This is a genomic window from Abyssisolibacter fermentans (assembly GCF_001559865.1).
Lineage (GTDB): Bacteria > Bacillota > Clostridia > Tissierellales > MCWD3 > Abyssisolibacter > Abyssisolibacter fermentans.
Genome location: NZ_LOHE01000013.1, coordinates 22,235 through 36,708 on the forward strand (window position 1 = coordinate 22,235; position 14,474 = coordinate 36,708).

The window sequence follows — 14,474 nt, forward strand, 5'->3', positions numbered from 1 at the left end:
TTATTAGTTTATATAAGTTTAGCATTATAGTGAAATTATTCTATTTCATAAAATCATTAACTCTTTATGGCTTCTTACCTAAATAGTAATTATTTAAAGTTTATTTCTAGTGACTTTGGTGACAAGATAAAAATTAGGCCTCAAATGTTGAATTTTATTTTACATAAAATATTCTAATAACATTTACTTATATTTAGTTCAATACTCTCTTTATCCATTTCTTCTAATTCTTCTTCTGCTAAATATTTATTCCATAAACGAGTAAATTCGCCATTGTTCTCTCGTAAGTGTTCGAATGTACCTTCTTCAACTATTCTCCCTTCTTTTAATACATATACATAATCAAATAATCTCACTAAATGTAATCTATGGAGAACACTCACTACACATTTCTCTGATAATATTTCAAATAATCTTCGAAAAATTGTCAGCTCCATTGCAGGATCTACGTTTGAAGTTGGCTCATCTAATAATACAATTTTGCTGTCTTTTATAGCAAATATACCTCTTGCTAAAGCAAGCCTTTGTTTTTCACCACCTGATAAGTTTACTCCTTTTTCTCTGACATCACTTTCTACACCTGTAGGCAATTTCTTAACCACATCATTAAAACCAGCAGTCCAGATAGCAGATTCTATATCCTCTTCTTTTGAAATCATCCCCATCGTTATGTTATACCGTACTGTATTTTCAAAAATTTCTGGCTCTTGAGGAATAAGCGTTGTTGTTTTAGCAAGTACAGAAATAGGTAATTCCTTATCTTCATCTACTTTCAATTTACCTCTTCTAGTTGAAACTAATCCTCTTAAAATCTTTAATAATGTACTCTTTCCTGCACCACTTTCACCAACGAAAGCTATCTTTTTACCTTTATATAGACTTATTGATATATCTTTTAGATCATATTTTTCATCACCATAAGAAAAGTCAAGTGACTTGACATCTATTTTCTTCCACTCGTTTAGTAGAACTTCTTCCAATACAACAACTTTAGATTTCTCATCTAAAATAGGTCTTATTGCTTCAAAATCCGTTTTCCAATGTATAACAGATTCGTAATCTCCTGCATAGAATTGGAACGACATCATAAATTGCTTGATATATTCAAATATTGCTGCTACAGACCCAATTTTAATAAGAGCATTTGCTTGTTTTTGAGAATATATGTAGTAAAATATTAATCCAACATCAAGCAACAACATTAAGAACCCTGTGGAAAAACATTTTATGTGTGTAATCCTATTTTCTTTCTTCAAATGCGGGAATGCACGATTAATACGTTCCTCAATGTCTTTTTTTACATACTTCCCTAATCTTAACATTATGATAGTTGTAATATTACTGACATAGTCATGGAGAGCTAATGCTACATCATGGAATGCTTGGTTTTGTGCTCTGTATTCAGGTACAGACAAACTGTATAGTTTCTTTGTAACAAAAACAATCAAAAACCCAACCATCATAGCAATTATAGCAATTTCTTTTGATATCTTCCATAATATTATCATGGGACCCCAAAACTTCATGAAAACGTTTACAAACATCATCTGAGACTGACCAAATTCGTATAATGCATCTGCTGCTTTATTAACTCTATCAATAACAGCGCCTGAATGATTATCAGAATGCCAAGATAATGGTAGTGTTTGAAGATGGTCATACATAGTTGTTACAAAGCGTTTTCTGTTTCTAAATGCAACATACCTTTCTATAAATCGTGCTGAACGGTGAAATATTTCAAATACAAAGAAACACGCAGTATAGAACAATAGCCAGTGTAACACTTCATTAATGACATTTGGACTATTTTTTTGTAACGCATTTAGTACCATAGCAAATGCAAATGGTTTCCCTAGTTCTCCAAGTATAGATATTGCATGTAATAATATATATACAACTACTTTCCATCTTTCTTTTTCTGCATATTGCCAAAGATGTTTGAACATCTGAATATAAGCCATTTGGCAACCCTCCAATTAAATTTTTTTCATTAATGTCAAAGGTATTATATTATTTATATTCATATTTATTTAACCACTCATTTTTATATAATACATTGTTTTTGTGATTAATTTTTGAATCTTTATCTTTAGCCAAGTAAATATTTAACTAGCTGTATTCTAAATTCCCCACAATATTTTTTCTTTAATCTCCAAATTCTTCTTATATATTCTTGATAATCTTCCTTTCCAGTATTGCACTATATTACATGATGATATAATAGGTGAACATGATATTAATATGTTTATGTGTTCTTTTCCTGCGCAACTATTTTTTCTATATACTACCATACTCTTCAATTCTTCATTAGAATATGTTCAAACTTTTAAGTCAGCAATCGTCACTTCAAGCGTGGTTTATTATTAGCATTTTATAAGGGCATCATTACCTCAATTCTATTAAAAGAATAATAAACTGAATAATTTCTAAATATCTTTAGAGTTTTCAATCTATACACTTCAATGCTTTTATCTTATCATGATAATCTCTATGACATATACTACATTTAAGTTTTTCATTTAGTCTATTACCACAAATACAAACATAACCAATTGTCTTAGCTGGATTTCCTACTACTATACTATATGGCTTTACATCTTTAGTTACAACTGCTCCTGCCCCAATCATTGAATACTCTCCTATGTTAACACCACAAATGATTGTTGCATTAGCTCCTATTGAAGCTCCTTTACTAACCTTTGTAGAAACTACTTTGAAATCATGATTATTGGATCTAGGAAACATGTCATTAGTGAATGTCATAGATGGTCCTAAAAATACATCGTCTTCTATAATAACACCGTGATATATATTAACATTATTTTGTATTTTAACATTATCACCTATGGTTATATCGTGGTCTATAAAAACATTCTTGCCAATTTTACAATTAGTCCCAATTGTTACATTTCTAATTATCTGTGTGAAATGCCATATTTTAGTTCCTCTTCCTATTATAACACTTTCATCAACTATTGCTTTTTCACTAATAAAAACATCTGTCATGTAATCCACCTCTTCTATTAATGTCTATATTTTGTAATTGTACTAAAATGATAACAGCTAGATTTCCTTTTTCTAGTTAACATTTCTCATACGAAATTCATAATGTGTTACTATATCATTCTTAAAATAAATTGTATAAAACGGACCTCCTTGTTTTGAATGTAATGTAATATGCTTTTCCTCTTCGTTTCTTATCCCTACATTACCTACAGGCTCCCATTGTTCTGTCTCGTATATTGTCCCATAGAACTCTCCAAAAGTACTTTTCTTCCAATCCTTTTCCTGAGGAAATTTATAAAGTACATCTTCAAATTTGTCTCCAATCTTTATACCTCTTGGTCCTTCATACTCTCCATACACAGCTATTACTTCAGGTGTTTTTGATTCAAACCAATCATAATAAATATACTCAATATTATCATCACAATATGTTGTCCAGCCATTTGGCTCGTTATCTTTCTTCTTGAAATTTGCTTTATCCATCTGCTCTTTTGTCCAATCTGAACGAAGTAATTCAAAGTTATATATTTCTTCTACAGAAAATATTCTAGGTTCAACGAAAGTATTGGTAGTTTGTTCTTTCTTTTTTTCATTATTTTTACAAGAAGAAAAAATTAATGTTGTAAATATAATAAGTGATATTACGATAAGTAGTTTTTTGCTAGTCATTTTTAACCTCCTATTAACACTACACACTAATGAATTTATTAAATGTTATTAAAAAGTTCTTTATTATTTCATATCCTGAGTCTTTATCAATTTCATATTTTATAATACCTATAGAAAGTAATACTTCTTTATTGTAGCATATGAGTTAAATATATACAATAAGTGCACATTTTAATTCATTCTTCTCCACTATTCTCAGCACTATAACATCACGGATTTATCATATTACATACAATATGTTGAAGATTTAAATATTTAATCTTATTCAAATCAGCACCACCCGTAAAAACGGGTGGTTTGCTCTACCCCTAAGGGGTTGTTACCGACTAGCGCCTCAAGACGCTAGCTTTCACTTTGTTCAAGCTACAACGTCTTTGCCACTTTTGCCACCCCTAAATGGGTTTTGTATTGCTGGCTACCCCTTGAAAGGGTCTTCGTACTCTTTTACACTTAACTTATCTTTCATAATATCCTGCTTTTCTTGCTCTTTTATATATTTCTTGATTGTTGCCTCATTTAATCCTACTGTACTTACATAGTAACCCTCTGCCCAAAAATGTCTATTTCCAAATTTATATTTTAAATTTGCATGTTTATCAAATATCATCAATGCACTTTTACCTTTCAAGTATCCCAAAACTTGATACACTTATTTTTGGTGGTATACTTACTAGCATATGTATATGATCTGGCATTATGTGACCTTCTATTATTTCAACACCTTTATATTTACATAACTGTATCAATATGTCTCTTATGCTCACTTTGTATTGATTATATACAATTTTTCGTCTATACTTAGGAGTGAATACAATATGGTATTTACACATCCATTTTGAATGTGCTAAGCTATTTGCTTTATTTGCCATTAAAATCACCTTTCCTTTCGTTATTTTAGTAGCTTGAACAACTCTATTATAACGGAAAGGTGATTTTTTTTGTATAACTTTCGTTTCCGCACCCGTATCGCGGGTGGTTTATTGTTTCGCACGCTTTGCGTGCTCAACTGGCTAAAGCCATTAACTAAAAAATACAAAGCTGACGATTTTGGTAGTAAGATTAAGAAATTAAGGAATTTAGGAAAAGAAAAAACTAACTCAAAAGGAGCTTCCTTTTACGCAGTATTCCGTTCCTAAATGATTGTACTTTTCTCTTATTTATTGAAAAAAAATGATTCTCTTCGTAGTTATCTAGATAAAGAATCATCTTGTTTGTTTATTCCTTTATGTTTGCTAGTATAATAGCCTGATAGATAAGGTGAGCCTCCATTGAAATCATATGGTAGTAAAAATTATTATCCAATGCTCAGTTTTGTAATCCTGATGGAGCTACCCCACGCCCCATAGTCTAAAATTGAATTCTACGACAAATACTAAATTAATCAACTTTAAGTATTATGACATGAAATAATAGACTTATATGCATTTAAAATACCTCCACATTTAACTTTATTTTTGAGTTTATCAATTTTAGTCACATTTTCAGGATGCATAATAATACTTTTAATTTCCTGAGGTAAAAGTTTCGGATTTTTTTCCAAAATTAAACTACAAACACCAGACACAAATGGTGCAGCTACAGAAGTTCCTTGAGCTTTAATATACTTGTTATCAGAATATGTACTGGCAATATTATTTCCAGGAGCTGCAATATCTACATTCTCACCATAATTTGACTTTATATACAATGAACCACTTTCGTCTACAGCCGTTATAATAATACAATTTTTCAAACCATAGCATGCAGGATACACTGGTTCTACTTTTAAATCAAGTCCATCATTACCTGCTGCTATTACAAACAAAATATCACTTGCTCTTTCCAATGCTTTTTTCTCTTTTTCTGAAAATTCTCTTCCACTAAAACTACAATTTAAAATTCTAATATTGTGTTTAATTGCATATTCAATTGCAAGTACAAAAGCATCACTTGTTTTATTAAAAATAGTACATTCTTCAGTGTAATTTCCTAATACCTTTAAAGAAATTACATTAGGATTATTTACTATTCCAACTATACCAACTTTATTCAATGGATATCCAGATATTATTCCTGCGATGTGCGTTCCATGCCCAACTTGTGCTGAATATTTTTGTAATCCTTCATTCGATGGATATATATCATTATTATCATGTACAAAATTATAACTAAGTTTTTTGTTAATACTATTTTTTAAGTTAATATGATTATAATTTATCCCAGTATCAGCAACTCCTATTTTTATTGTTGATTTTGATATATATTTCCAAACTGGTACAATATTTATATCAATGCCATTTCTTTGATTAAACATACCCCATTGATATTTAAAATGAGAGCTTATTGGCATAGGAATATTGTATAAATTAAATGTATAAAATACATCACCTAATTTTCTTTCTTTTGTGTATACTTTTATATAATAAACTTTTCCCTTTAGTAGTGTAGTTGCTATTTTTATTATATTCTTATCGATAGCATAAGCACTATTTACATACATACACAGTGTTTCTTCATATATAGCACCACACAACTTAAATTTACTATTACAAATAAATTCATAACTACCTGTACAAGTAGGTATGAAACGATATAACTTAAAATTACTATTATAGCTCAGTTTATCTTCATATAAGATATTAGATTTTATACTAATATCAGATAAATAACCTTTCATATCATTAACACTTCCAAACTTCTGAATATATACCATGTTCATATCAACTCTAATGAAGCACATTGTCAGTTTATCTATTTACGCTAAATCAGTCTTTTTCTTTCATATTTACAGGTAGCTAATTAACTGTAAATTTATTGTTTGATGAACCCTACTTCCTGTTGTAAACTTATACCTATAAATTTAGATATAATCTTTGCATTTATAATTTTTACACTAATTCTTCAATTCTTTACCAAACCTTTGTAACGATAGTTTAAGTATAATAAAACTTATACTTAAAAGGATTATTCTACCTAACCATAGCTCTGGGTCATATGTTATATAATACCCTTGTCCACCTAATCCTAGAATTTTAATTGTCAAAGGGATGGTAACGAAAACATTATTTATTATAAGTAAAATTAGTATTATTAAATAGAAGATACCAAAAACAAGTATATCTTTTTTGAATAATAATCTTAAGCCAATTACAAATATGATACAAATAATTATTTCCAATGATACAATTGCTAAGTTAACAAAAAAAAGGCATACATTTACTTCTCCGAAATATATATAATTTATTACTAATACTAATAATTGACCAATTATAAAAGCACTAATATTTGTTATACTAATTAATAAAACTATCCTATATATTTCCGTTTTTATGTCCTTTATATAAATTACCAAATAATTTTTTATGCTATCTATTGATCTTTCATTAAAAAGTATATTTACAAAGATTGCACTTGATATAACAATAAAAATTTGCTGAAAATTGTATCTGTATATATATTGTTCTATCCCTGACATTAATAAAATAGATTTATTATCAACTATAGCTAATAATATATAATTAAATACCATTAGAAAAAAAAAGAATTTAGATCTTTTCAAAGAATTCCACTTCGCACGCATTTTCCACCCCACCTTTTTCCAATCAATTAAATACTTTCTAAAATTTTATACACTTCACTATCATTAAATATTTCGTTAAAATATACTTCTAGTAATTGTACAAATTCTTTATTTGTTTTAGGATTTTGTTCAAGCGTCACACGATATAATCTTTCAATATGATCTGGATACTTTTCATATACTAGTAAAGCTATCCTATAGACAAAGTTAAAGCGAGTTGTTGGAACACTAAATATTTCATTAATCTCATCAATATAGTATGTTTTCACATTTTGGGATTGCTCTATATGAATAGCATCGCATAAGTCTTTCAAAATGATAATACTGTAGCCTTCTATTAAATGCCTCGTATATCTACTTTGTGAATATCCATTAACATTTTTAGCCATTTCAACTTGTATTTCTTCAATAAAGTTTCTTAAAAAATCCGGTTCATCAAAATATATCATTGAACTTGATAATAAATTTACTTCTATTGTATTTTTATCTATCATAACAGTTTTTGGCTTTTTTTCTTGCAATCTCCATAAAACTTTAGATAAGCATTCTTTATCAATTATGTAATTTGAATACTCTGTATTAGGTTGAATTTTTTTAAATTGCTTTTCTAGTTCATCTATAATATTACAAATTTCATCTACTTTATTCTTTGAAACTGCTCTATATTCAATAGCATTATCTCCATAGGTAGCTAGCATAAAACTTTGCTTTTTAACATTATTGTATTGCGAGTAATCATAATACAATATAGCTACATAAGATATACTGCAAGCAATAGTTATAACCACCAACTTTTTTAACATATGTTTTTTGTTTAATTTAGTAAATAAATACGTCGTGAATAAAAATAGAAAAGTTAATACCAACAAACTTAAAATATTGGTGATATTAAGAACATTTATTGAATTCAGCTGCTCACTTATCGAAAGTAAATGGCTAGCTCCATCATAAATTAATGGATTATATCCCATAAAGTTAAATATTACCAAACCAATTATTATTATCAATCCAACATGTTTTTTATAAAACACACCTCCAATGGCACCTAAAGAAATGGCAAATATATATTGTAACATTGCAACAAAAAGAGCATTTATAAGGTTGGCACTCATAAAATAAATTAATTGCAAGAAAATACATATAAACCAAGTAAAATTCATTATACCTACAACTAGATACAGCAATAAAAACTTCTTTTTATTCGATAAACTACTTATATCCAAAATAAACTGCCTATTTTTTTTCTTAAATATCGAAAAAACAAAATATACATTAATAGAAATCCAAGTAGTTACTAAATAATTACTACTGACTTTTAATGTAATATCTTCAAGCTGTAATACAACTATTAAAATAAAAAATAAAGCATTTATTAAAATTTTATATTTCAATCCATTAAAAATCTCTTCATTACTTATTTTTATGGTTCTTCTGATTATCCTTAACATAATTCATCTCCTTCATCAAAAAACGTCATGTAAAAATATGCGTCTTCCAATGTTGGAGTTACAGGTTCATATTTATTATCAATAAACTCATCTAAAATAAATCGAACCTCTACTGTATTTTTTTTCCTCAATATAGAAATTATTTTTTTATATTTTGTTTTATCTATGTTAGCTTTTATATGTAAAGTATCAATATAAATTTTACCTTCTACACTTTTTAATAACTCTTCTATAGATCCACAATAAATCATTCTTCCCTTTTTCATGATGCCTATACTATTGCATAACATTGCTATATCAGAAACTATATGTGTTGAGATGATTATTGTACTACTTTCACTTTTTTCATTTATTATATTCCTAAATCTCAATCTTTCATTAGGATCTAATCCTACTGTGGGTTCATCTAAAATTATAAGTTCAGAATTTCCAATAAAGGATTGTGCAATAGCTAGTCTCTGCTTCATACCGCCAGATAACTCATTTATTTTACTATATGTCTTATCTTTCAAATTAAATTGTTCAATTAAATCTTTAATTTCTTTATGTCTAGTCTCGTCTTTAACATTTTTTAATAATGCTATATAATCTAACATTTCATATACTGTTAATTTTTCGAAAAAAGGAAAGTTTTGAGGTAAATAGCCTATCTTCTTTCTTAAATCTTCTATATTTTCCATTATATCATAGCCATCTATCATTATTTGACCTTCTTGAACTGGCATAACTGTAGCTATTGTTTTTAATAGAGTAGTTTTTCCTGCACCATTTTCTCCTAACAATCCAAAAATTCCTTTTGGAATAATCGTATTTATTGAAACTAAAGATTTACTTTTACTTTTTATATATTTCTTTGATAAATTTCTAATGTCTATATTCATTTTCTACATCTCCACCCTTATATCATATTGTTAAATACTATCCTATATCTAAGCTTATTCATTTATAGTTATTATATTGAATTATGTAGATGGTAAAAAAACACTTATCATAAACCAACTTTAGAAATTAATATAGTAATTTACACTTAGGATGTTATATAATAAATGGCTGTTAATTTCTTTTAATAATATGCATGGAACCTTTATATCAATGTCTAATATTTACTAAGTACAAATCTTTTAATAGAATTATCTACAATAACCTTACCATTTTAAATACAAGTACCCTTTAAGCATACTTTTTCACAGTATACAGGCTGTATGTAACAATAAACATTTAGAATTTTTAGTTAATTTATTTAAGATATTATATATGCTACTTTCGTAAATCAAATCTAACTCGAACTTGGATAATCGAAAATTAATAACTTATATCTATTGATAAAGCTACTTATTGACAGCTATCGGGAAATAAATGAATCCCTTTATCAAACTTATTAAAATACTAATTTAATATAAGGTTAAATGTTAGATTAATTACACTAAACAATTTAACCTTATATATTTTGTTATAAAACCTAAATAAAAAATTATTGAGCTAGCCTTACTAGTACAGTTAACTATTAAATCAATTTACTATGACAATTAATGATTATACTTTTTCAAACTATCCTACCTTTGTACATTCAGTTCCAAAATCACAAGAGTTACAATCACCATTGCCAAAGTCTATCGCGTCACAACTGTCACATCTGTCGCTCGCATCGCACCATATACACCAATTAGGCTCTCTATCATTAGTATGTTCTAATGATTTATTATTTAGCTGTTTCATAATTTCACCTCCCCCCAAAATATATTAAGTTAAAAATTTTTAATGCGCTAAAACATATTTCATTTTAAAATAATTTCTAAATAATAATCCATGTTTTAAAAATATAGATTTATTTCTATCTAAAATTTAACAAAATAAATATAAGCCTTTTATCATAAAATTATATTATTAGATACTAATCTTATACAATTATTATATTAGTAATTACTAAACAACTGTTTTTTTGCATTATCATCTAGTTTTATATATATTTCTAATAATCTTTCTACGATTGATATTCTATATTCACAATGTTTATCAGATGGTTCATTAATGCTCTGATTAGCAACATAGTTTTCATTAATACATCCACCAGCACATATATTTTTTGCAATACAGAACTCACATTTTTTAAAATTTACTAAATCTACGTTTGAATAAAAATTTAAATTTTCCTCTAATTTCTCATCACTTACATTACCAAGTACATACTCTTCTATACCAACGAATCTATGACATGGATATATTTTACCATCTATATCAACCGCCATTAAATTTGATCCTGCTCCACATCCTTTAGTTCTAATACCATCTGAATTAAACTTTTTTAGCATATTAATAAACGTATGGTATTTTCTTACTTCATTATATTTTCCACAATTTATAAGATTCTCTAATTTGTCTAGTAAATTGTGTGTACTATTTTTTAATAAGTTATAATCTTTATCATTTAGAAGATTATCTGCTTCAGCCCATGCTACTTTCTTAAAGCCAAATTTATTTACTATATGAGTAATACTATCCATTACGTCTAAATTAGGAGGAGATAATGTGGCTCTAGCAGTTATAAACTTTTTTAATCCGCTTGTTTTCTTCTTTATATCATTATAAACGCCTTTGTTGTTAGCATAATATCTATTTGAATCATTCATTTCTTTTGATCCATCTATGCTAACGGTAAGATCTATTTTGTTATTAATAATAAATTTTTCTATTTTTTTATCTATTAAAGTTGCATTTGTTGTCATCGAAAAATTAAATTTTTTATTGCTATTCTTCTCTATTTCTCTTGTATACTCAATGACCTCTTCAATTAATTCAATATTCAAGAGTGGTTCTCCACCAAAGAAGCAAATGCTTAACTTATCTGATGGTGACTGTTGTATAAAATAATCAATAGCTTTTTTAGCAACTATAAAATCCATTTTGCCCTTATTTGAATATTCTCCATTTTCTCCATAACAATATTTACATCTCAAATTACATTCCTGAGAAATCATTAATGTTAAGGCTGTTGAATTTAAAAACTTCTTTTTCATTACAACTTTATTATATAACTCGTCCAATTTGGATTCATTTTCTGGTGTAACGAGAATAAAATTATTCTCAAAAAATCTAACGGTATCTATGTATTTTTCTCTATTTATATTATCATCATTAATCAAAATATTATAAGAATTTTCATCCATTAGAAATATAGCATTAGTCATTAAATTATATAAGTAATAATTATCGTTAAAAAACTTAATTGCAAATGGATAATATTTATTAATATCTTTATTAAATTTTACTACTGTCATAAAATCCCCCCAATAATTCTATGTGATCTTTCTTAATAACAACATTTACTGTTTTAACAAGTCTTTTCTTTAGTTTGATCATTTTTCTGCATACACCAGCCCCTTTACTAATTCACTATTTAGTGCTCCGTTCTCCTTGATTATCACTTACTATTATGAACTTAAAATACCAGATAAAATAAAACTACACATACTATATTATTTTTTTGCTAAATCTTCGCATCATTTATGCCAATTTGCTTTTAAATATTAATTAAACAACACACCTACTAAAGTAGGTGGATTTAGGCATAAATGCCTAAGACTGAAAGTCTTGTTTAGGCTTAAGCCCACTCAAGTTTTTGAGCTTAAGCCCAATAAATTTGCTATTCTTCAACCTTAAAATCACTTTTAGTAACTGGTATTTCTTGATTTTCTATATAATTTTTCACTATCTCTTCTGTTACATTACCTACTGCCCGCAAAAAATATCCTCTTGCCCACAAATGTTGTCCCCAATACCTTTTTCTTAACTCTGGGTACTGTTCTTGTAATAATCTAGACGATCTTCCTTTCAAGTACTGTACTGTTTTACTTGGTGATAAATTTGGTGGACATGATACTAACATATGAACATGGTCTTTTCCTACACTACCTTTTATTATCTTTATATTTCTTGCTTCACATCCTTGTATTATTAAGTCTCTTAGTCTTATTGAAATTGGTTTTACTAATACTTTATATCTGTATTTTGTAACCCATATTATATGGTACTTGATATTATATATACACATATCATTTTCATATTCCATACTAATCACCTCTTGATTAGTATGTCTCAAATTACTAAGGCTTAAAGCGTATACCGTCTAAAGACGGTGGATTTAGACCACGCACTTAGAAATTAAATCAAATTATTAAATAATCTATACCTGACAAATTTAAAATATATTACTACTTCATATTTTCTTTCTTAAGAAAAATTCTTAAAATATGAAAAACTCTACTAATGTCTAAAAGTATTTTTAGAATGGCATGTCCTATTTTTAACACAAATATTGATTTGTTATTGTTTCAAAGTTTTCTATGTCAAATTTAATTACTATAGATTAGTATATAATTTATTAAATTCTATTTATATACTTACTTGTCATTATATGCCTTTTGGTTAATTCTTATTTTATTTCTATTTTTTATATTTGTCAACATATATTTTTAATTAAAAATTAAACTGAAAAATACGCTGTTTAAAAATATCATGTTTCGCAACTACCTTTTGTGTTGTTTCTACTAATTCTAGTTATATTTATTTTTATGATTAAAAACAAACAAAAGATGGTGCTATGACACCTGTTTCATACATCGAAATTTAAGGTGTAAAATACAACTACAACAAATAATACCTTCTACTTTTGTAGTTATTTTGTTATGTCTTTTTTGAGATAACACTTTTAAACGTTTCTCTAAAAATTATAACTTTCCTATTAAATCAGTACCACCCGTTATGTTATGATCCCTTAAGGTAATCAGAATAAATAATAAAAATCTATTTAACCATAAGAGAGAATTTAATGTCAAAAAGTAAATATTTATTAGAAGACAAGCATTCAATAGTAATTGAATACCTAGAAGGAGTTAAATTTCTTACAATGTATGATTATTTAAGTAGTAAGTATTCATGTAGAGAAGTTGTAAGAAAATACGAATTTTCCAATCACAGCCTCCTTTTTGGGTGGATTAAGAAATATAATAGTACTAAATACATTGAAAATTCTGCGAAAGGAAAGAGTGCTATCATGAATAAAGGAAGAAATACTACATGAAAAAATTTAAAATTATACAATTATAAAATATCTCAATACCAAAAAACAGATGAATTTAACCAGAAATACAAAAAAAGAGCATCAATTGAGGAAAAAAATGCTGAGCTCAAAAAATTTCACGGGCTGTGTCAAGCTGTATGGATGTAATCCAATAATACAATATCAGCTTTGTTTCTATTAGAGAGTCAAAAAATAAATGTACGACTTCCAAGAACCTTGGAAACCATGCATTCATATCTAATCTAACTATGTTAATGCCTTATTCAATTTCTCTATTGCTTTTTCTCAATTCTACTTACATACCCTTCTGTCAAGTAAGACTAAACTTTTTCATTTAAGGTTGAATAAATGACTGTTTTTGCTCAAATATATATGTAGTAAATTTTAAGCCTTATTCCTAAATATCGTATGAAGTATTAATTGATACAACTTAAGACGAGAATATAATTAACTTTGTGCTTTTAGAGAAAAACTTTCACTCTAAACTGACAAAAATATTTGAAATTTGAATTAAATTAGTCTAGTGCTAGTACTCATATTTATTATCTCCAATTATTTCTATGTTATGCATGTATTAGAATGTTTTATTTTGGTAACGATAATAATCGGAGTAATGTACCCGTAAGGATATATTTTTTTACTCAAAAAGAAATTTAAATTTTTCATTAGATTACAGGCTTAAAAATAGCCTAAAATGAACTGACCTATGTCAAGT

Annotated in this window: 11 protein-coding genes and 1 pseudogene; 1 reads left to right on the plus strand and 11 read right to left on the minus strand. The window is 27.2% G+C overall.

Going from position 1 to position 14,474, the window contains the following annotated elements; all coding sequences use genetic code 11:
- Positions 1 to 173: 173 nt before the first annotated feature.
- The 11 genes and pseudogenes from AYC61_RS01080 to tnpA (AYC61_RS01125) all read right to left on the minus strand — a co-directional run bounded on the left by AYC61_RS01080 (position 174) and on the right by tnpA (AYC61_RS01125) (position 12,748).
- Complete coding sequence (locus AYC61_RS01080; protein WP_066495534.1) at positions 174 to 1,961, minus strand: ABC transporter ATP-binding protein; 1,788 nt, start codon at positions 1,959 to 1,961, stop codon at positions 174 to 176.
- 484 nt (positions 1,962 to 2,445) lie between these two features.
- The gene (locus AYC61_RS01085; RefSeq protein ID WP_066495542.1) at positions 2,446 to 3,006 is read right to left on the minus strand and encodes an acyltransferase; all 561 of its coding nucleotides are present in this window, start codon (positions 3,004 to 3,006) and stop codon (positions 2,446 to 2,448) included.
- A 72-nt stretch (positions 3,007 to 3,078) separates the two neighbouring features.
- Positions 3,079 to 3,675, minus strand: a complete 597-nt coding sequence (locus tag AYC61_RS01090) for a hypothetical protein (RefSeq protein WP_066495546.1) — start codon at positions 3,673 to 3,675, stop codon at positions 3,079 to 3,081.
- A 415-nt stretch (positions 3,676 to 4,090) separates the two neighbouring features.
- Positions 4,091 to 4,544 (minus strand): annotated as a pseudogene (tnpA, locus tag AYC61_RS01095) (IS200/IS605 family transposase).
- Between the two features lie 518 nt (positions 4,545 to 5,062).
- Positions 5,063 to 6,373: a S8 family serine peptidase gene (locus tag AYC61_RS01100; protein ID WP_162265417.1), complete on the minus strand. Its 1,311-nt coding sequence runs from the start codon at positions 6,371 to 6,373 to the stop codon at positions 5,063 to 5,065.
- Between the two features lie 174 nt (positions 6,374 to 6,547).
- Positions 6,548 to 7,234, minus strand: coding sequence for a hypothetical protein (locus AYC61_RS01105; protein WP_066495550.1), 687 nt, complete (start codon positions 7,232 to 7,234; stop codon positions 6,548 to 6,550).
- Between the two features lie 26 nt (positions 7,235 to 7,260).
- Positions 7,261 to 8,682: a hypothetical protein gene (locus tag AYC61_RS01110; protein WP_066495551.1), complete on the minus strand. Its 1,422-nt coding sequence runs from the start codon at positions 8,680 to 8,682 to the stop codon at positions 7,261 to 7,263.
- Positions 8,676 to 9,563, minus strand: coding sequence for an ATP-binding cassette domain-containing protein (locus AYC61_RS01115; RefSeq protein ID WP_066495554.1), 888 nt, complete (start codon positions 9,561 to 9,563; stop codon positions 8,676 to 8,678). Before AYC61_RS01115 ends, AYC61_RS01110 begins: the two co-directional genes overlap by 7 nt.
- A 667-nt stretch (positions 9,564 to 10,230) precedes the next feature.
- Positions 10,231 to 10,398 carry a hypothetical protein gene (locus AYC61_RS20885; RefSeq protein WP_156456285.1) on the minus strand — a complete coding sequence of 56 codons (168 nt, stop codon included), beginning with the start codon at positions 10,396 to 10,398 and terminating at the stop codon, positions 10,231 to 10,233.
- Positions 10,399 to 10,595: 197 nt separating this feature from the next.
- The gene (papB, locus tag AYC61_RS01120) at positions 10,596 to 11,957 is read right to left on the minus strand and encodes a PapB family radical SAM/SPASM ranthipeptide maturase (RefSeq protein ID WP_066495558.1); all 1,362 of its coding nucleotides are present in this window, start codon (positions 11,955 to 11,957) and stop codon (positions 10,596 to 10,598) included.
- Positions 11,958 to 12,322: 365 nt separating this feature from the next.
- A complete protein-coding gene (gene tnpA / locus AYC61_RS01125; protein ID WP_066495562.1) occupies positions 12,323 to 12,748 on the minus strand; it encodes an IS200/IS605 family transposase in 426 nt (141 codons plus the stop codon).
- 759 nt (positions 12,749 to 13,507) lie between these two features.
- Between tnpA (AYC61_RS01125) and AYC61_RS01130 the strand changes: the two genes are divergently transcribed.
- Positions 13,508 to 13,759, plus strand: a complete 252-nt coding sequence (locus tag AYC61_RS01130) for a hypothetical protein (RefSeq protein ID WP_066495565.1) — start codon at positions 13,508 to 13,510, stop codon at positions 13,757 to 13,759.
- The last annotated feature ends 715 nt before the right edge of the window (positions 13,760 to 14,474 follow it).

Excerpts from the sequence above, each read along its gene's own strand:
- tnpA (WP_066495562.1), bottom strand. The coding sequence starts at position 12,748 with ATGGAATATGAAAATGATATGTGTATATATAATATCAAGTACCATATA.
- AYC61_RS20885 (WP_156456285.1), bottom strand. The coding sequence starts at position 10,398 with ATGAAACAGCTAAATAATAAATCATTAGAACATACTAATGATAGAGAG.
- AYC61_RS01080 (WP_066495534.1), bottom strand. The coding sequence starts at position 1,961 with ATGGCTTATATTCAGATGTTCAAACATCTTTGGCAATATGCAGAAAAA.
- AYC61_RS01105 (WP_066495550.1), bottom strand. The coding sequence starts at position 7,234 with ATGCGTGCGAAGTGGAATTCTTTGAAAAGATCTAAATTCTTTTTTTTT.
- AYC61_RS01100 (WP_162265417.1), bottom strand. The coding sequence starts at position 6,373 with ATGAACATGGTATATATTCAGAAGTTTGGAAGTGTTAATGATATGAAA.
- AYC61_RS01110 (WP_066495551.1), bottom strand. The coding sequence starts at position 8,682 with ATGTTAAGGATAATCAGAAGAACCATAAAAATAAGTAATGAAGAGATT.
- AYC61_RS01115 (WP_066495554.1), bottom strand. The coding sequence starts at position 9,563 with ATGAATATAGACATTAGAAATTTATCAAAGAAATATATAAAAAGTAAA.
- AYC61_RS01130 (WP_066495565.1), top strand. The coding sequence starts at position 13,508 with ATGTCAAAAAGTAAATATTTATTAGAAGACAAGCATTCAATAGTAATT.
- papB (WP_066495558.1), bottom strand. The coding sequence starts at position 11,957 with ATGACAGTAGTAAAATTTAATAAAGATATTAATAAATATTATCCATTT.
- AYC61_RS01090 (WP_066495546.1), bottom strand. The coding sequence starts at position 3,675 with ATGACTAGCAAAAAACTACTTATCGTAATATCACTTATTATATTTACA.
- AYC61_RS01085 (WP_066495542.1), bottom strand. The coding sequence starts at position 3,006 with ATGACAGATGTTTTTATTAGTGAAAAAGCAATAGTTGATGAAAGTGTT.